This window comes from Nocardioides pelophilus, assembly GCF_014180685.1.
In the GTDB taxonomy this organism is placed as follows: domain Bacteria; phylum Actinomycetota; class Actinomycetes; order Propionibacteriales; family Nocardioidaceae; genus Nocardioides; species Nocardioides pelophilus.
The window spans coordinates 1-17,185 of sequence record NZ_JACEHF010000090.1; the positions used below are offsets into that span (position 1 = coordinate 1).

At 72.4% G+C, this 17,185-nt stretch carries 18 protein-coding genes and 1 tRNA gene; 6 read left to right on the forward strand and 13 right to left on the reverse strand.

Annotation, left to right across the window (positions count from 1 at the left end; genetic code table 11):
* Nucleotides 1–1,344 (forward strand): type VII secretion protein EccCb (gene eccCb, locus H0488_RS14510; protein WP_183099983.1); only part of this gene is annotated, 1,344 nt, incomplete at its 5' end.
* Here the strand turns inward: eccCb and H0488_RS14515 are convergent.
* The 3 genes from H0488_RS14515 to H0488_RS14525 are packed head-to-tail and all read right to left on the reverse strand — an operon-like array spanning nt 1,327 to nt 2,965.
* Entirely contained in the window at nt 1,327–2,535 is a 1,209-nt protein-coding gene (locus H0488_RS14515) for a YibE/F family protein (protein WP_183099984.1), read from the reverse strand. The genes eccCb and H0488_RS14515 overlap by 18 nt on opposite strands.
* Nucleotides 2,536–2,555: 20 nt before the next feature.
* Nucleotides 2,556–2,861 (reverse strand): 30S ribosomal protein S14, encoded by a 306-nt coding sequence (rpsN, locus tag H0488_RS14520; protein ID WP_183099985.1) that lies wholly within the window; start codon nt 2,859–2,861, stop codon nt 2,556–2,558.
* A complete protein-coding gene (locus H0488_RS14525) occupies nt 2,861–2,965 on the reverse strand; it encodes a hypothetical protein (protein ID WP_312856346.1) in 105 nt (34 codons plus the stop codon). The genes rpsN and H0488_RS14525 overlap by 1 nt, the downstream gene beginning before the upstream one ends.
* 151 nt (nt 2,966–3,116) lie before the next feature.
* On the opposite strand from H0488_RS14525, the gene H0488_RS14530 reads away from it, so the two are divergent.
* The 4 genes from H0488_RS14530 (at nt 3,117) to H0488_RS14545 (ending at nt 6,135) form a co-directional block, all read left to right on the forward strand.
* Nucleotides 3,117–4,184, forward strand: coding sequence for a CobW family GTP-binding protein (locus H0488_RS14530; RefSeq protein WP_183099986.1), 1,068 nt, complete (start codon nt 3,117–3,119; stop codon nt 4,182–4,184).
* Nucleotides 4,184–4,384 (forward strand): 50S ribosomal protein L32, encoded by a 201-nt coding sequence (rpmF, locus tag H0488_RS14535; RefSeq protein ID WP_183099987.1) that lies wholly within the window; start codon nt 4,184–4,186, stop codon nt 4,382–4,384. The genes H0488_RS14530 and rpmF overlap by 1 nt, the downstream gene beginning before the upstream one ends.
* A complete protein-coding gene (gene ykgO, locus H0488_RS14540) occupies nt 4,381–4,503 on the forward strand; it encodes a type B 50S ribosomal protein L36 (protein ID WP_183099988.1) in 123 nt (40 codons plus the stop codon). Before rpmF ends, ykgO begins: the two co-directional genes overlap by 4 nt.
* Nucleotides 4,504–4,596: 93 nt before the next feature.
* Nucleotides 4,597–6,135: an FAD-dependent oxidoreductase gene (locus H0488_RS14545; protein WP_312856347.1), complete on the forward strand. Its 1,539-nt coding sequence runs from the start codon at nt 4,597–4,599 to the stop codon at nt 6,133–6,135.
* 16 nt (nt 6,136–6,151) lie between these two features.
* Here H0488_RS14545 and H0488_RS14550 read toward each other — a convergent pair whose 3' ends face one another.
* Nucleotides 6,152–6,613 (reverse strand): MarR family winged helix-turn-helix transcriptional regulator, encoded by a 462-nt coding sequence (locus H0488_RS14550; RefSeq protein WP_183099989.1) that lies wholly within the window; start codon nt 6,611–6,613, stop codon nt 6,152–6,154.
* Nucleotides 6,614–6,675: 62 nt separating this feature from the next.
* Between H0488_RS14550 and H0488_RS14555 the strand changes: the two genes are divergently transcribed.
* The gene (locus H0488_RS14555; protein ID WP_183099990.1) at nt 6,676–7,152 is read left to right on the forward strand and encodes an acyl-CoA thioesterase; all 477 of its coding nucleotides are present in this window, start codon (nt 6,676–6,678) and stop codon (nt 7,150–7,152) included.
* A gap of 30 nt (nt 7,153–7,182) precedes the next feature.
* Here H0488_RS14555 and H0488_RS14560 read toward each other — a convergent pair whose 3' ends face one another.
* The 9 genes from H0488_RS14560 to H0488_RS14600 form a co-directional block, all read right to left on the reverse strand.
* Nucleotides 7,183–7,392: a hypothetical protein gene (locus tag H0488_RS14560; RefSeq protein WP_183099991.1), complete on the reverse strand. Its 210-nt coding sequence runs from the start codon at nt 7,390–7,392 to the stop codon at nt 7,183–7,185.
* A 239-nt stretch (nt 7,393–7,631) separates the two neighbouring features.
* A tRNA-Thr gene (locus H0488_RS14565) sits at nt 7,632–7,704 on the reverse strand.
* Between the two features lie 202 nt (nt 7,705–7,906).
* Nucleotides 7,907–9,478: an alpha/beta hydrolase gene (locus H0488_RS14570; protein WP_183099992.1), complete on the reverse strand. Its 1,572-nt coding sequence runs from the start codon at nt 9,476–9,478 to the stop codon at nt 7,907–7,909.
* A 16-nt stretch (nt 9,479–9,494) separates the two neighbouring features.
* Complete coding sequence (locus H0488_RS14575) at nt 9,495–10,667, reverse strand: DNA polymerase III subunit delta' (protein WP_183099993.1); 1,173 nt, start codon at nt 10,665–10,667, stop codon at nt 9,495–9,497.
* Complete coding sequence (gene tmk / locus H0488_RS14580; protein ID WP_183099994.1) at nt 10,664–11,338, reverse strand: dTMP kinase; 675 nt, start codon at nt 11,336–11,338, stop codon at nt 10,664–10,666. The genes H0488_RS14575 and tmk overlap by 4 nt, the downstream gene beginning before the upstream one ends.
* 27 nt (nt 11,339–11,365) lie before the next feature.
* The gene (locus tag H0488_RS14585; protein WP_183099995.1) at nt 11,366–12,121 is read right to left on the reverse strand and encodes an MBL fold metallo-hydrolase; all 756 of its coding nucleotides are present in this window, start codon (nt 12,119–12,121) and stop codon (nt 11,366–11,368) included.
* A 3-nt stretch (nt 12,122–12,124) separates the two neighbouring features.
* Nucleotides 12,125–14,872 carry a type I DNA topoisomerase gene (topA, locus tag H0488_RS14590; RefSeq protein ID WP_183099996.1) on the reverse strand — a complete coding sequence of 916 codons (2,748 nt, stop codon included), beginning with the start codon at nt 14,870–14,872 and terminating at the stop codon, nt 12,125–12,127.
* Nucleotides 14,873–14,990: 118 nt separating this feature from the next.
* Nucleotides 14,991–16,082 (reverse strand): DUF2510 domain-containing protein, encoded by a 1,092-nt coding sequence (locus H0488_RS14595; RefSeq protein ID WP_312856348.1) that lies wholly within the window; start codon nt 16,080–16,082, stop codon nt 14,991–14,993.
* A gap of 14 nt (nt 16,083–16,096) precedes the next feature.
* Nucleotides 16,097–17,179, reverse strand: coding sequence for a methyltransferase (locus H0488_RS14600; RefSeq protein ID WP_446685621.1), 1,083 nt, complete (start codon nt 17,177–17,179; stop codon nt 16,097–16,099).
* Nucleotides 17,180–17,185 lie beyond the last annotated feature (6 nt).

The following is a 17,185-nucleotide window of genomic DNA, read 5'->3' on the forward strand; positions in this document are numbered from 1 at the left end:
TACGTCCTCGACCTCGGCGGCGGCGCGCTCGCACCGCTGGCCGGCCTCCCGCACGTCGCCGGCATCGGCAGCAGAGCCGACGGCGACGTCGTACGCCGGGTCGTGGCGGAGGTACAGGGCATCGCCGACGCTCGCGAGACCTACTTCCGCGAACAGGGCATCGACTCGATCGAGACCTACCGCCGGCTGCACAGCGAGGGGCGGGCCGACGACGGTCACGGCGACGTGTTCCTCTGCGTCGACGGGTGGGGCACCCTCCGGGCCGACTTCGACCAGCTCGAGCCCGCCATCCAGCAGCTGGCGCAGCGCGGGCTCGGGCTCGGGCTGCACCTGGTGGCGGCGAGCGCGCGCTGGTCGGACTTCCGCGCCGCGCTGCGCGACCAGCTCGGCACCCGCCTCGAGCTCCGGCTGGGCGACCCGGTCGACTCCGAGGTGGACCGCAAGGTCGCGGCGACGGTGCCCGCCGACCGGCCCGGGCGCGGGCTGGTGGCCGGTCCGCTCCACTTCCTGGCGGCGCTCCCTCCGCACCCGGAGCGGCTGGTCGCCGCTGCGCGGGACGCCTGGCCAGGCCTCGCGGCGCCGCCGCTGCGGTTGCTGCCCGCCACGACGGCCCTCGACGCCGTACGACGCCAGGCCGGTGCCGACACCGCCGGGCTCCTGCTCGGGCTCGACGAAGCACGCCTGGCCCCGGTCGCCCTCGACCCTCGCACCGAACCGCACCTGCTGGTCTTCGGGGACAGCCGGTCGGGCAAGAGCGCGTTGCTGCGGACCTATCTGCGCGAGGTGGCCCGCACCCGTTCGCCCGCGCAGGCCCAGGTCGTGGTCGTCGACTACCGCCGCTCGCTCCTGGGCGAGGTGGCCGACGACCGGCTCCTGCACTACCTGACCTCGGCGGACCAGGCGCGGCCCGCCCTCGACGAGCTGGCGTCCTACCTCCGCACCCGGCTGCCCGGCCCGGGCGTGACGCCCGAGCAGCTGCGCCGGCGCTCCTGGTGGACCGGGGCCGAGGTGTACGTGGTGGTCGACGACTACGACCTGGTCGCGACCCCGCAGGGCTCGCCGGTGGCCGCCCTGCAGCCGCTGCTCGCGCAGGCGGGCGACGTCGGCCTCCACCTCGTCGTCGCCCGCCGCACCGGGGGCGCCGCCCGGGCGCTGTTCGAGCCGGTGATCCAGTCGCTGCGCGACCTCGCGATGCCCGGCGTGCTGCTCAGCGGGAGCCGGGAGGAGGGGCCGCTCCTCGGCACCGTGCGGCCGAGCCCGGCAGCACCGGGTCGCGCGAAGCTGGTGACCCGCGACCGCGGCACCGAGGTCATCCAGGTGGCGTGGTCACCCGACGGCGGCTGAGTCCGCGGGCGCGGGGTCGAGCGGCGCCGGTCGCGGAGCGGCGACCAGGACGCCCAGAGCCGTGGTGATCGGCACGGCGAGCACCAGACCGACCGACGTGACCAGGGTCCGCACGATCTCCTCGGCGAGCTGCTCGGTCGACCGGAGGTCGATGATCGAGCGGTCGTAGATGCTGAGCAGCATCAGCACGAGGAGCGCGGTGCCGGCGTACGCGAAGACGATGGTGTAGATCGTGGACGCGATGTGGTCGCGCCCGATCCGCATCGCACCGGAGTAGATCTCCCACCGCGAGGCGTCCGGTGACGCCGCCCGCAGCTCCCAGACCGCCGAGGCCTGGGTGATCGTGACGTCGTTGAGCACGCCGAGCCCCGCGATCACCAGGGCGCATCCGAGCAGCGACGGGAAGTCGAGCCCGCCGCCGTAGGCGCGCAGCAGCCCGCCGGAGTCGTCCGAGATGCCGGTGAGGCGGGCATCGGCGACCGCCACCACGCCGAGCAGCGCGGTGATCGCGATGCCCACGAGGGTCCCGGCGAGCGCCGTGCTCGTGCGCAGGGAGACCCCGTGCGTCATGTAGAGGACCACGAACATGATCGCGGAGGCGCCGGTCAGCGCGACGCCGACACCGGACGAGCCGTCGAGCAGCGCGGGCAGCAGGAACCGCCACACCACGGCCGCCCCGAAGGCGAGCCCGATCAGCGCGAAGAGCCCGCGCCAGCGCGCGATGACCAGCACCACGGTCAGGAACACCACCAGCAGCCACAGCAGGGTGCCGTCGCGATCCGTCGCGAAGTAGGAGTACGCCGCCTCGCCCCCCTCGGCTTCCGGGATCTTCTGCAGCTCCACCGAGTCGCCGGGCGCGAGGCCGGCGGCGAACACCTCGGGCGGCACCTGCACGTCGACCGTGCGGTCGTCCACCTCGACGCTGATCAGGCCGCAGCCCTCGGGGGGCGCCTCCTGCAGCGGGCACGGCTCCCCGACCTCGCGCACCTCCCCGACCGGGAAGGTCACCCCCTCCGCGGCGAACTGCGCGGACTCGACCTCCGTCGCGTCGCCGGACGGCCACCACACGACGAGGCCGACCACGGTCGCGACCGCCGCCAGTCCGAGCGCGACCAGGAGGGCGGTCCGGGCCGAACCTCCGACCTCCACCTGCTCGTCGATGCCGTTGTGCGCCCGATGCGAGTGGGTCATGGACGAGGAGCCTGCCATGCTCACCAGCTCGACTTGGTGACCCCCGGCAGCTCTCCCCGATGCGCCAGCTCACGGAACCGGATCCGGGAGACGCCCGCCTTGCGCAGGTACCCGCGCGGACGGCCGTCGACCTGGTCGCGATTGCGCAGCCGCACGGGTGAGGAGTCGCGGGGCAGCCGCGAGAGCGCCCGTACGGCGCCGTCCAGCTCCGGCGAGCCGGGTGCCGCGCGTCGGACCCGCTCCTTCAGGTCGGCCCGCCGCTCGCCGTACTTCTCGACGAGCGCACGGCGCTTCCGCTCGGCGGCGATCCTGCTCTGCTTCGCCATCAGCGCTCCTCGCGGAACTCGACGTGCCGCCGGACCCGTGGGTCGTACTTGCGGCGGTGGGAGTGGGAGACGTTGTTGCCGAACGCCGGCCGTGCGCCCGTCACCTGACACACCTGTGACATAGCGGTTCCTCTCTGGCATAGTTGAGAACGATTCTCATTCTATATCTACCGAAGGGCGAGCGATGAAGAAGGGTGTCCACCCCAGGTACCGACCGGTCGCGTTCCGCGACACCGTCGCCGAGAGCGGTGTGCGATGAGGGCGCCGGTGGTCCTGCTCACCGGGGTCGACCCGGACGCCATGGCCGCGACCATGGTGGGACTGCAGTTCGGTCTCCCCGGCGCGGTCGCCGTACGCCACCACATCGACGTGGACCGCCAGGTCCTCACCCGCACCGTCAGTGACCTCACCGGCGTCATCGAGCAGCACGAGACCGAGCTCGAGCACGCGTGCGTCAGCTGTGCGATCCGTGAGGACATCCTGCCGACGCTCGAACGGCTGGCGCGAGCCGGCCGTTGGAAGAGCATCGTCGCCCACCTCCCGGTCGGCGCCGAGGGGGCACACCTGTGCTCGGTCCTCGGCTGGGACACGCGGCTCGCCCGCTTCCTGCGCGTCGCGGCGGTCGTGACGGCGATCAGCGGCCGTCACCCGGTCCGTGACCTGCTCGGCGAGGACCTGCTCGCCGATCGCGGGCTCCACTGCTCCCATGACGACCGGCGCGGCGTGGGCGAGGTGCTCTGCTCGATGGTCGAGTACGCCGACGCGGTGGTGCTCGACGGCGCTGTCGATCCGATCGCGCGCGGCCTGGTCCGCACCCTCGTCCGTCCGGGGGCCCCCGTCGTCGATGGCGCCAGCGAGCTCGACTCCGACGCGCTCACCGGACGGCTCCACCAGCACCAGTGCACCGAGGCCTGGGCGAGTCCGACGAGGTCGGACGAGCTGCCGCTCGTCGGAGCCGAGGGCGTCTGGCAGGTCGACCTGCGCTCACCCCGGCCGTTCCACCCGGACCGGTTGCTCGACTCGCTGGAGCAGCTCGGCTCCGGCCGGCACCGCTCACGCGGGTGCTTCTGGCTCCCGACACGAAACGGGCGGGTGATCACCTGGGACGGCGCCGGCGGCCAGCTGAGCATCGGCGACCACGGACCGTGGCAGAAGAAGAGCCCGTTCACCCGGATCGTGCTGACCGGCGTGGGCGTGGCCCCCGCGCACGTCCGTTCGGCGTTCGCCAGCCTGCTGATGACTGCCGACGAGGCCGCCCGCGGGTGGCAGGTCATCGAGGACGGGTTCGAGCCCTGGCTCGGCCCGATCCGCGAGGTGGCGTGATGGCGGTCCCGAAACGACGGATGTCACGCAGCAACACCCGGCACCGGCGGGCGCAGTGGAAGGCGACCGCCCCCGATCTGGTGCGCGTGACCGTGGGCGGGGTCGAGCACCGGGTCCCCCGCCGGCTGGTCGCCGCCGTCCAGCGCGGACTGGTCGATCCCACGACCGGCCGGCCGACTCAGGAGAGGAGGACGAGATGAAGGTGCGCAACTCGCTGCGCTCCCTGAAGAACCAACCGGGAGCCCAGGTGGTCCGCCGCCGTGGCCGGACCTACGTGATCAACAAGCAGAACCCGCGACTGAAAGCCCGTCAGGGCTGACCGGCACCGGCGTGGCGCCCCGCTCGGGAGGGCGCCACGCACGGGCGGAGTGAACACCTGCCCCAAGAAACTAGAACGCGTTACAGTTTCGGCGTGACCACTGTGCCCGGACCCCTCGAGACCTCCTACGACGTCGTGATCGTCGGCTCCGGCGGCGGCGCGATGACCGCAGCGGCCCTCGCCGCGAAGGCCGGGTTGTCGACCGTGGTGCTCGAGCGCACCCCCCTGATCGGCGGCACGTCCGCCTACTCGGGCGGCGCGTGCTGGCTGCCCGGCAGCGCTGTCCAGCAGCGCGCCGGCCTGCCCGACTCCACCGAGGGCGCCCGCGCCTACCTCGCCGCCGTCCTCGACGATCCCGACCCCGAGCGGGTCGACGCGTTCCTGCGCCACGCTCCCGAGCTGGTGGCGACGCTCGAGGCCGACGAGCTGATGGATTTCGAGTGGATCCCGTTCTCCGAGTACTACGACGCGCCGGGTCGGGTCCCGATGGGCCGCTCGATCCAGCCGGCGTCGATCGCCCGTGCCGACCTGGACCCCGCGGTCATGGCCCTGCTGCGGCCACCGGTCGAACGGGACCGGGTCGGTGCTGCCGGCCGATCCACGCTCTCGGGCGGCCAGGCGCTGATCGGCCGGCTCGCGGCGATGGTGGTGCGCGACGGCGGCACCCTCGCGACCGAGCACCACGTCGTCGACGTACGGCGCGAGGGCGCGGGCCGGGTGACCGCGGTGGTCGTCGACACGCCCACCGGCCCGGTCGAGGTCACCGCGCGCCGGGGCGTCGTCGTCGCGGCCGGCGGCTACGAGGGGAGCCCGGAGCTGCGTGCCCTCCACGACACCCCGGGGCGGGCCGAGTGGACGATGGCCCCGCGCGGCACCAACACCGGAGAGCTCATCGAGGCGTGCGCGAAGGCGGGCGCCGCGACCGACTACTCCGGCGAGGGCTGGTTCTGCCCGGGACTCGCGCACCCCGACGGGAGCGGCACGTTCACGCTCGGCTTCCGCAGCGGGCTGATGGTCGACCAGACCGGCCGCCGCTACGGCAACGAGTGCCTGCCGTACGACCGGTTCGGGCGGATCATGGCCGAGGCGCCGGAGCGGATCCCGTCCTGGTTCGTCTTCGACAACCGCGAGGGAGGCCGGCTCCCCGCGATCGCGATGCCCGAGGGAGAACCCGCCGACCACCTCGCCGCCGGCACCTGGGTCACCGCGCCGACGATCGAGGACCTCGCCGCGGCGATCGAGGTCGACCCCGGCGTGCTCACCGCCACGGTCGAGCGGTTCAACGACTTCGCCACGGCCGGCGTCGACGAGGACTTCGGCCGCGGGGAGGACGAGTACGACACCTTCTTCGCCGGCGGATCCGGGCCCAACAAGGCCCTGACGCCGTGCGACCGGGCGCCGTACTTCGCCGCCCGGTTCGTGCTGTCGGACCTCGGCACCAAGGGCGGCCTGGTCACCGACGCAGCCGGACGGGTGCTCGACGCCACCACCCACGACCCGGTCCCGGGCCTCTACGCCACCAGCAACGCGGTCGCCTCGGTGTTCGGCTCGCGCTACCCCGGGCCAGGAGCGCCGCTGGGCGCTGCGATGGTGTTCGGCTCGCTGGCCGTCCGCGACCTGCTGGCCGGCTGACGTCCGCCGGGGGCGCTCAGCCCTCGTCGCCGAGGCGCTCGAGGACGGTCGCGCAGATCCGGCCGAGCTCGCGCACCTGCTCGCCGCTCAGCCCGTCGAAGAAGACCTCGCGCACCAGGGCGGCGTGGCCCGGCGCCGCGGCGCGGATCGCAGCCAGACCCTCCTCGGTGAGCTCGACGAAGGAGCCCCGGCGGTCGTCGTAGCACTCACGACGCGCGACCAGACCGCGCGCGGCCATCCGGGTCAGGTGCTTGGACAGGCGGCTCTTCTCCCACTGGAGCTTCACGCCGAGGTCGCGCATCCGCACGCTGCCGTCGGGCACGTCGGTGAGCGCCACCAGCACGTCGTAGTCCTGCAGCGACAGCCCGTCGGTGGCCTGGAGCTCGCGACTGATACGGGCGAAGAGCCGGGCGTTGACGTCGAGCCACGCCCGCCAGGTCTGCTGCTGCTCGTCGTCGAGCCACGGGGAGGCGGTCACGCCGTCATCCTAGCCGAGATGGTTGACACATCATCTTTGTCGAGCCTGCGAGGATGCCGCCCGTGGGTGAGGTCTTCGAGTGCGAGATCCAGGCGCGGCTGCGCGACGTGAACCTCGGCGGACACGTCGACAACGTGGAGGCGATCCGGGTCCTCGACGAGGCGCGGCTGCAGCTGCTCCGGTTCGCGCCGCTGCCGGCGCTCGACGCGGAGCGCCCGGGACTCCTGCGCTCGGCGCCCGACGGCGTGACCGACCTGGTCGGCGCCCAACGCGTCGACTACCACGCCGAGATGCGCTTCGTGCCGTTCCAGCCGTTCCTGGTGCGGATGTGGGTCAGCCACGTCGGCGGCTCGTCGTTCACGCTCGCCTCCGAGATGCGGGTGCAGACCGGTCACGCACCGGCGCTGGTCGCCGAGACGACGATGGTGCTGTGGGACCCCGCCGCCGGCTCGTCGTGGACGCTGTCCGACGACGTCCGCGCCGACATGGCGAAGTACGCCGGCGCGCCCGTCCGGCTCCGGGAGCGCCCCGCCCCTTGACCCGCCCCGCGACGCTGTTCCGCGGCCTGCTCAGGCCGCGTGGTGGAAGTGGAACCTGTCGTACCAGTGGTGGTGCTCGGCGACCCCGGTCGCCCCGGTCGCCCCGGTCGTGGCCGTCGTCCCCGCGTGGTGCCCCGGGCGGTGCAGCAGCCCCGCCATGGCGAGGGTGCCGAGCGCCAGGACCAGCGCTATCCCCGCAGCCATACCGATGAACCACAGCACGTACTGATCCGAAGTCATGTCGGTCTCCTTCTGTCGGTCCTCCCGACGGTACGCCCGCGCGCGACCGAGCAGCACCCGACCAACAGCCCGTCGCGGCGGGACCTTGGTCCATGGCGCGCCGGTGTCGCGCAGGAGGCTGGGAAGCCGGATCCCGGTTTCCCCGACCGCAGGGGATCCGAGCTCCCGGCACACCGCAGGCCGGGAAAAGAGACTCCCTGACCCGCTCGCGGGCCAGGGAGTCTCCGATTTCTGGTGAGAGCCGCCTGTCGGAATCGAACCGACGACCTGCTCATTACGAGTGAGCCGCTCTACCGACTGAGCTAAGGCGGCGTGCTGCCCGACCCGTGGGCCTGGCAACAACCTGCGGAAGCATACCGGCGCGGTCTCGAGCCTACGAAACCGGCGGACGCCTTGGTTTCGAGGCTCGCTGCGCTCGCACCTCAACCAGCGGCGGCGGTCGTCGCTGCGCTCGCACCTCAACCAGCGTCGGCGGTCGTCGCTGCGCTCGCACCTCCACCAGCGGCGGGAGCCTTCAGCACTCGGTGCCGTCGGGGGGGACGGTGCCGTCGATGAAGTAGGCGTGGACGGCGTCGTCGATGCAGGCGTTGCCCTTGTTGTACGCCGTGTGGCCGTCCCCGTCGCGGCTGAGCAGGACTCCGGGCACGAGCTGCTCGGCCATCGCCACCGCCTCCTCGTACGGCGTGGCCGGGTCGCGGGTGGTGCCGATGACGACGATCGGGTCGGCACCGTCGGCGTCGATCTCGATCTCGGGCTCGGTGGTCTCGAACGGGGTGCCGTGGCAGCTCACCAGGCTCCAGGCGAACACGGCGCCGAAGGTGGGCGACGCCTCCTCGAACTCGTCGAAGTACGTCGGCACCTCGTCGACCGCGATCGACCACGGGTCGTCGAGGCAGTTGATCACGCTGATCGCCTCGAGGCTGTTGTCGGTGTAGGTGTCGTTCTCGCGGGAGCCGTAGAAGTCCGACAGCAGCAGCAGGGTGTCGCCGTTGCCGGCGAGCGCCTCCTCGAGCCCCTGGTCGAGGTAGGGCCAGTTGTCCTCGGAGTAGAGCGGCGTGACGAGTCCGTAGAAGGCGTTGCCGACGGTGAGGTCGCGCTCGTCGCTGGTCGGCAGCGGCTCGGCGTCGATCTCGGCGAGCAGGTCGCTGATCGTGCGGAGCCCCTCGTCGACGCTGTCGCCGAGGAAGCAGTCGCCGCCGTCGACGCAGTTCTCCAGGTAGGCCCGCAGCGCGGTCTCGAAGCCCTCCGCCTGGCTCAGCGACCCCTCGAGCGTCGGCAGGCTCGGGTCGACGGCGCCGTCGAGCACGAAGCGTCCGACATTCTCCGGGAAGAGCTCGGCGTACGTCGCCCCGAGCCGGGTGCCGTAGGAGAAGCCGAAGTAGGGCAGCTTCTCCTCGCCGAGCACGGCACGCAGCACGTCCATGTCGCGGGCGGCCTCGATCGTGCTGACGTGGGAGCCGAGGTCGCCCGACTTCTCCTCGCAGCCCTCCCAGAAGTCCTCCTGGACCTCGACGAAGTCGCGGACCTCGCGCCGGTTGTCGGGGTCGGGGTCGGCAGCGATGTAGGCGTCCAGCTCGGCGTCGGAGAAGCAGTCGACCGGGCTGGAGTCACCGGTGCCGCGCGGGTCGAAGCCGACGATGTCGAAGCGGGCGCGGAGGTCGGGCGCGAAGTAGAAGTCGGCGTCCTCGGCGGTCGAGGTGCCGGGCGCGCCCGGCCCGCCGGGGTTGACCACCATCGAGCCGATCCGGTCGCCGGTGGCGGGCGCCATCTCGAGGGCGATCTCGATCGTGTCGCCGGTGGGGTCGGCGTAGTCGAGGGGCACCTCGAGCACGCCGCACTGGTTGCCGCCGCAGGCCTCCCAGGTGACCTGCTGGCCGTAGAACGTCTCGAGGCCGGGCGGCACGGACCCGTCCGCGGGCTCCGAGGTCGAGCCCGACTCCGACGGCGAGGCCGACGTGGACTCCTCGTTCGCGCCGTTGTCGGAGTCCTTGTCGTCGTCGCCCGTCACCAGGACGATCCCGACCGCGATCCCGGACACGATCACGAGCGCCCAGACGACGACGACCGCCACGATCCACTTCTTCACGAAATCTTCTCTCTCCTCAGGTCCGGTGGCCGAGCTCAGCCGCTTCGGGCACCCGGAGTGCCACCATCATCGACTCCAGCGCAAGCGCGACCGGCACATTGAACTCCAACATCTGTTCCCGCGCCTCGAAGATCCAACCGATCCGGCGCAGGTTGAGCTCTGCGGTGGAGGTCTGCACGATCCGGTCGATGTCGCCACGGATGTCCTCGTTGACCAGGTCGCCCGGTGCACCGGTCGCCACCGCGATCGCGTCGCGGTAGACCGACATCAGGTCGGTAAGGCCGCGGTCGACGACGTCGAGCTGGCGGCGCTTGGCGCGGGTCTTCTGCGCCTGCTCGAGGTCGCGCAGGGCAGGGGCGTACTCCCGGGGACGGCGGCCGCGCTCGACGACGCCGTACGCCGCGTCGAGGTCGGTCTTCTCCCTGGCGTCGAGCTCGGCGGTGATCTCGTCGGCCTCCGCCTTGGCGGTCTCGGCGAGCCGGGTGGCCGAGGCCATGCAGGCGCCGAGGCTGGTGAGCCGGGCCGGGATCGAGACGATGTCCTGCCGACGGCCGCGCACGGCGTCGTCGAACGCCAGCGCGCGGGCGCGCCCGATGTGGCCCTGGCTGGCGCGGGCGGCGTACGACGCGCGCGGGGCGTCGCACCCGAGTCCCGTCAGGAAGCCGGCCACCTCCGCGGTGGTCGGGGTGCTCAGCGCGACCAGGCGGCAGCGCGACCGGATCGTCGGCAGCAGGTCCTCGACGGTCGGTGCGCAGAGCATCCAGACGGTGCGCGGGGTGGGCTCCTCGATCGCCTTCAGCAGGGCGTTGCACGCCTGCTCGGTGAGCCGGTCGGCGTCCTCGACGATGAGGATCTGCCAGCGGTTGCCCATCGGGGTCAGCGCCGCGCGCCGCACCAGGTCGCGCACCCCCTTGACGCCGATGGTCAGCTTCTCGGTGCGGACGACGGCGACGTCGGCGTGGCTCCCGGCGAGCACCGTGTGGCAGGCGTGGCAGCCGTCGGGGCAGTCGGGTCCGAGTCCGTGCTGCTCGCACTGCAGGGCGGCCGCGAACGCCACCGCCGTGTTGGACCGGCCGGAGCCGGGCGGGCCGGTGAACAGCCAGGCATGGCTCATGCCGTGGCTCTCGACCGCCGTCCGCAGCGCCTCGATCGCGGGTGCCTGGCCGACCAGGCTGTCCCACACCGTCATCGGACCCCCTGGCGGGCCTGGGTGAGGAGCGGCTCGACCCGCGCGCGGATCGCCGCGGCGATGTGGTCGACGCTCGAGCGGGCGTCGAGCACCAGGTAGTGGTGGGGGTCGGCGGCGGCCATGTCGAGGAACGCCTGGCGCACCCGCTGGTGGAAGTCGAGCGACTCGCCCTCGATCCGGTCGCGTCCGCTGAACCGGCCGAGGCCGGCCTCGGGGTCGAGGTCGAGCACCACGGTCAGGTGGGGACGCAGGTCCCCGGTCGCCCACCGCGCGACGTGCTCGACCTCGGCGACCCACTGCTGGTTGAGCTTGTCGAAACCCCGGCCCGCGCCCTGGTAGGCCAGGGTCGAGTCGACGTAGCGGTCGGTGATGACGACCTCGCCGCGCTCCAGCGCCGGCAGCACGACGGTGGCGACGTGCTCGGCCTTGTCGGCGGCGTAGAGCAGGGCCTCGGTGCGGTCGTCGAGGTCTCCGGTCTCGGGGCTGAGCACGATCCGCCGCATCTCCTTGCCGACCGCCGTGTCGCCCGGCTCGAAGGTCAGCCGCACGGAGTAGCGCGCCGCGCCGAGCGCGTCGCTGAGCAGCCGCGACTGGGTCGACTTGCCCGACCCCTCACCGCCCTCGAAGCAGACGAAGACGCCGGTGTCGGTGTAGCGGCCCGCCCAGGTCATGGTCAGAAACCTACGGGGCGGGGCCGACTAGTGTCGCGGCGGTCCGGCCGCGAGCGCGTCCGCGACCAGACCCGGCAGCGAGCCGCGCAGGTGCGGCCCGTGGCCCGGCACGACGGTGTCGGCCGCGAGGCCGGCGATCGTCTCGAGGCTGCGCGCCATCTGCGCCTCGTCCTCGTTGAAGACGCCGGGCAGCAGCTGGGCGCGGGTGCCCAGCCGGGACAGCGGATGTGCGCTGACGAGGGCGTCGCCGGAGAACAGCACGCCCGCCGACGGCATCAGCCAGGCCGTGTGCCCGCGGGTGTGGCCGGGCGTCGCGACCGGCACCAGCCCACCGGGTACGTCGAGGGCCGCGTCGGGCGCCACCGCGGTGACGTCCGACAGCCTCATCGACGCCTGCGGCAGCACGGCCCGCAGCGTCTGGCGTACCCAGCGGCGGCCGGCACCGCGGGTGCACTCCCGCAGCATCTGGACCGGGGTGATCTGCTCGAGGTACTCCCGCCGGGCGTGGCGGGCCTCCTCCTCACCTGTGAGCACCGGCACCGGGTGCCGCGCGCGGAACGCCGGGATGCCGCCCATGTGGTCGAGGTGCGCGTGGGTCAGCAGGATCGCCCGCACGTCCTCGGGCCGCCGGCCGATCCCCTCGAGCGAGGCGAGGAGCGCCTTCGCGTCGTTGGGATAACCGGCGTCGACGAGCGTCACGTCGTCGCCCTCGGTGACCAGCGCCCAGTTCACGTTGGTGCCGGTCACCAGGTGCACGTCGTCGCCGACGCGGGTGATCTCCACGGGTCAGGCCTTCTTCGCCGCCGCCTTCTTCGCGCCGGTCTTCTTCGTGGCCGCCTTCTTCGTGGCGGTCTTCTTCGTGGCGGTCTTCTTCGCGGGGGTCTTCTTGGCCGTCTTCTTCGCGCCCCGCTTGGCAGCCTTCTTGGCCGGCCCCTTGGCCCGCCGCTCGGCGAGCAGCTCGGCGGCCCGTTCGAGGGTGATCGCCTCGACCGAGTCGTCCTTGCGGAGGGTGGCGTTGAACTCGCCGTCGGTGACGTACTCGCCGAACCGGCCGGCCTTCACCACGACCGGCTGGCCCGAGACCGGGTCGTTGCCGAGCTCCTTGAGCGGCGGCGCAGCGGCCGCCCGGCCCCGCTGCTTGGGCTGGGCGTAGATCGCCAGCGCCTCGTCGAGCGTGATCGTGAACAGCTGGTCCTCGGTCTGCAGCGACCGGGAGTCGGTGCCCTTCTTGAGGTACGGCCCGTAGCGGCCGTTCTGGGCGGTGATCTCCTGGCCCTCGGCGTCGGTGCCGACCACCCGCGGCAGCGACAGCAGCTTGACCGCGTCGGCCAGGGTGACCGTGTCGAGCGACATCGACTTGAAGAGCGAACCGGTGCGCGGCTTGGCGTTCTTCGGCGCGTCCTCGGGGAGCTCCTCGGTGACGTAGGGACCGAACCGGCCGTTCTTCGCCACGACCCGCAGCCCCGTCTCGGGATGGGAGCCGAGCTCGATCTCCTCACCGGCCGGGTTGGCGAGCAGCTCCTTGGCCTTGGCGAGCGTCAGCTCGTCGGGCGGCAGGTCCTCGGGCACGTTGGCCCGCTTGGCCGACGGCGTCCCGTCGTCGTCCGGGCCCTCCAGGTAGGGGCCGTACTTGCCGACCCGGAGGTCGATCCCCTCGTCCGGATCGCCGATCGGGAACGTCGCGAGCGCCTTCGCGTCGATGTCGCCGAGGCCGTCGACGAGCGACTTGACGCCGGCGAGCTTCTCGGAGCCGTAGTAGAACTCGTGCAGCTCGGTGACCCGGTCCTTCTCGCCGCGGGCGATGTCGTCGAGCACGGTCTCCATCAGCGCGGTGAAGTCGTAGTCGATGAGCCGGGTGAAGTGCTCCTCCAGCAGCCGGACCACCGAGAACGCGATCCACGCCGGCACCAGCGCGGTGCCCTTCTTGTAGACGTAGCCGCGGTTCAGGATGGTGCCGATGATCGAGGCGTACGTCGACGGCCGGCCGATCTGCCGGTCCTCGAGCTCCTTGATCAGCGTGGCCTCGGTGTAGCGGGACGGCGGCTTGGTCTCGTGGCCGTTGGCGCTGAGCGACGCGGCAGACACGGGGTCGCCCTCGACCAGGGCCGGAAGCCGGGTCTCCTGGTCGTCCTTCGCGGCACCCTCGTCGGTGCCCTCGACGTACGCCTTGAGGAAGCCGTGGAAGGTGATCACCCGGCCGGACGCGGAGAAGACGACGTCCTCCCCTGAGCCGTCGGGGTGCTGCGCCGTGCCGCCGATCCGCACCGAGACGGACTGGCCGACCGCGTCCTTCATCTGCGAGGCGACGGTGCGCATCCAGATCAGCTCGTAGAGGCGGAACTGGTCACCGGTCAGACCGGTCTGCGCCGGCGTGCGGAACGAGTCGCCGGCGGGCCGGATCGCCTCGTGCGCCTCCTGGGCGTTCTTGACCTTGCTGGTGTAGGTCCGCGGGGTGTCCGGGAGGTACTCCGCGCCGTACAGCTCGCGCACCTGCGACCGGGCGGCCTCGACCGCACCGCCCGACAGCGTGGTCGAGTCGGTACGCATGTAGGTGATGTAGCCGTTCTCGTAGAGCCGCTGCGCGACGGACATGGTCACGCTGGCGCCCATGCCGAGCTTGCGGCTGGCCTCCTGCTGCAGCGTCGTGGTGCGGAACGGCGCGTACGGCGACCGCTTGTACGGCTTGGCCTCCACCGAGCGGACGTCGTACGACGCGTCGGCGAGCGCCGTCACCAGCGCCTCGGCGCGGGCACGGTCGACGTGGACGACGTCGGCGCCGCCCCTGGATGACGACTTCAGCTGCCCGTCGGGCCCGAAGTTGGAGCCGGAGGCGACCCGGTTGCCGTCGATCGAGTAGAGCTTGGCCGGGAACATCCGCTGCTCGTGCTGCGACCCGGCGTCGAAGGTGCCCTCGAGGTCCCAGTACGACGCGACCCGGAACGCCATCCGCTCCTTCTCCCGGTCGACGACCAGACGGGTCGCCACCGACTGGACCCGACCGGCCGAGAGGCCGGACATGACCTTGCGCCACAGGACCGGGGAGACCTCGTAGCCGTAGAGCCGGTCGAGGATCCGCCGGGTCTCCTGCGCCTCGACCAGGTCCATGTCCAGGTCACGCGGGTTGGCGGCGGCCTCCTGGATGGCCGCCTTGGTGATCTCGTGGAAGACCATCCGCTTCACGGGGATGTTCTTCGGCTTCAGCTCGTCGAGGAGGTGCCAGGCGATCGCCTCCCCCTCGCGGTCCTCATCGGTGGCGAGGTAGAGCTCGTCGGCGTCCTTGAGCAGCCCCTTGAGCTTGGAGATGTGGGACTTCTTGTCGCGCGGCACCACGTAGTACGGCGTGAAGTCGTGCTCGACGTCGATCGCCAGCCGGCCCCACGGCTGGTCCTTGATCTTCGCCGGGGTGTCCGCGGCGTTGTTCGGGAGGTCACGGATGTGACCGATCGAGGACTCGACGACGAAGCCGTCGCCGAGGTACCCGCCGATCGTGCGGGCCTTGGCCGGTGACTCGACGATCACCAACTTGTGTGCCACTCGGACCTTCTTCTCACTCGTTCAGGACCCGCTGCTGCGAGGTCACGGCCCAAGACGGTAGCGCGTCGTGTCCAGTCCACCGGCCCCCGAGGGGGAGGTGGACGTCCGGAACGGTCGGTCAGTCGACCCGGATCCGGCCGACCGCAGCCTCCTGCTGCGCGATCAGCTCGTCGTCGCCGATCGGCACCACGGTGATGTAGAGCCCGAAGGTCTCGGCGTCGCCGGTGTCGACCACGATCACCTGCGAGACGTCGCCCTCGACGGTGAGATCGGGGTCGTCCACCCGGAGCTCGGAGGTGATCTGGAAGGCCTCCTGGCCGTCGATCGTGATCTCGCCCGAGCTGAGGTCCTCGCGACCGGTGAAGTGGTTGTAGAGGTCCGGCGATCCGGCCATGCAGGCCACGACGGCCTCGGCGGCCTGCGCCGGGTCCTCGAACCCGTTCGCCTTGCGGAGCCCGCCGACGCCGTAGATCGAGACCCAGCCGAGGTTGTCGGACTGCTCGATCGTCTTCTGCAGCGGGGTGAAGTCGTCGGCGAACGTGAAGAAGGTCGCGTAGGCGACGTCGGCGGTGTAGCCCTCCGGCACGGGGATGGACAGGCCGCCGCCGCTGACCCGGTCGGCGTCCTCACGCGGGGTGACCGACGGGGTCGGGACGCCGCCGCGGCACTGCTGGTCGGTGGGGTTGCCCCCGGTCGACCCGGTGTCGGTCGGCGTGGTGTCCGTGGTCGGCGACTCGGTGGGCCCGGTGGTGCCGCCCGTCGTCGGGTCCGTGGCGCTCGTGCGGTCGGTCGCGTCGGCGTCGTTGTCGTCGTCGTCGGCCAGCGCGCGATAGCCGAGGAACCCGGCGACGCTGAGCCCGACCAGCAGCAGGACCGCGCCCACGACCAGCCCGATGACCAGCGCCGGACTGCGTGAGCCGCCGGAGGCCGGCGACGGCGGGAAGCCTCCGCCGAACGGCGGCTGTTGTCCGTAGCCGCCCGGGGCCGGCGGGACCGCGCCGTACGGCGGGACCTGCCCGTACGCCGTCGGCGGTGCCTGTGTCGGCGCCGGTGTCGGCGCCGGGCTTGGCGGCGGGGTCGGCGGCGCCGGGGCCACGGGCGGAGGCGCGTAGGGGTCGCCGGTCGTCTGCTCGCTCCACGACGAGCCGTCCCAGTACCGGAAGGTCTGGGGCTGACCAGCAGGGTCGGGGTACCAGCCGGCTTGGGTCACGGGACCAGTCTGCCCTAGCCGGGCTGCAGGAATCCCTCGGTGACCATCGCTGCGAGCTCGGGCAGGTAGCGCTCCCGGGCAGCCGCCGGGTCGAGCTCGAGGAGCTGGGCGACCGCGTCGAGGATCGCGCCGACCGGCAGCTCGCCGTCGCAGGCGCCGACGACGGCAGCGGGCGCCGTGTCGGCCTGGCNCTGGCGGGCCCGCCGGAACCCGCGCTGCTGGCGGAGCAGGATGGTGGCCGGGTGCTCCGCACCGACCGCGCCCACCGTCTCCTGGCGGACGTCCGGGCGCACGACCAGCGTGGTGTCGGGCCCGACAGCACCGACCCGGGCATCGGCCCACTCGGCGATCGCCGGGCCGATCGGCTGCTCCACGTCGTAGGGCCAGTCGAGCAGCTCGCGCGCGCCACCTCCGGTCCGGTGCAGGTTGATCCAGCCGAACCCGATGCCGGCGATGCCCTGCGCCTCCAGCCACGACAGCCAGGTGTCGTAGCGCGCGGTGTACTCCGCGACGCTCCCCGGGCCGATCGCGGGGCCGGTCGTGGGGTGGTGGCCCGAGTCCTTGAGCCAGAGCTCGACGTACGTCGCCGGGTCGACCACCTCGCGCTGGACGACGAGCGCGTCGCACCCGTCGGGGAGCCAGTCGGCGAGCCGCTCGTCCCAGGGCCGGTCGGCCAGGATCGCCCAGTTCGCCAGCACCTGGCACCAGCCGCCGTCGGCGAGGTGGTCCGGGGCGGTGCGCACGATGTGCTCGACCACCGCGTCGCCCGGCAGACCCGAGTCGCGGTAGACCAGTCGCTCTCCCGTGCCCGGGGAGATCACGAACGGCGGGTTGGTGCTGATCAGGTCGAAGCGCTCGCCGGCGACGGGCGCGAAGAACGACCCGTTGCGTACGTCGACCCGGTCGCCCACCTCGTTGAGCTCGGCGTTGAAGCGGGCGAGGCCGAGCGCGCGCTGGTTGACGTCGGTCGCGACCACCCGACCGGCGTGGCCGGCCAGGTGCAGGGCCTGCACGCCGCAGCCGGTGCCGAGGTCGAGGGCGGTGCCGACGTCGTGCCGCAGGGTCAGCTGGGCCAGCGAGGTGGAGGCGGGACTGATCCCGAG

Coding starts and splice junctions, on each gene's coding strand:
- H0488_RS14515 (WP_183099984.1), bottom strand. CDS start 2,535: ATGACCCACTCGCATCGGGCGCACAACGGCATCGACGAGCAGGTGGAG.
- rpsN (WP_183099985.1), bottom strand. CDS start 2,861: ATGGCGAAGCAGAGCAGGATCGCCGCCGAGCGGAAGCGCCGTGCGCTC.
- H0488_RS14530 (WP_183099986.1), top strand. CDS start 3,117: ATGAGGGCGCCGGTGGTCCTGCTCACCGGGGTCGACCCGGACGCCATG.
- rpmF (WP_183099987.1), top strand. CDS start 4,184: ATGGCGGTCCCGAAACGACGGATGTCACGCAGCAACACCCGGCACCGG.
- ykgO (WP_183099988.1), top strand. CDS start 4,381: ATGAAGGTGCGCAACTCGCTGCGCTCCCTGAAGAACCAACCGGGAGCC.
- H0488_RS14560 (WP_183099991.1), bottom strand. CDS start 7,392: ATGACTTCGGATCAGTACGTGCTGTGGTTCATCGGTATGGCTGCGGGG.
- H0488_RS14575 (WP_183099993.1), bottom strand. CDS start 10,667: ATGACGGTGTGGGACAGCCTGGTCGGCCAGGCACCCGCGATCGAGGCG.
- tmk (WP_183099994.1), bottom strand. CDS start 11,338: ATGACCTGGGCGGGCCGCTACACCGACACCGGCGTCTTCGTCTGCTTC.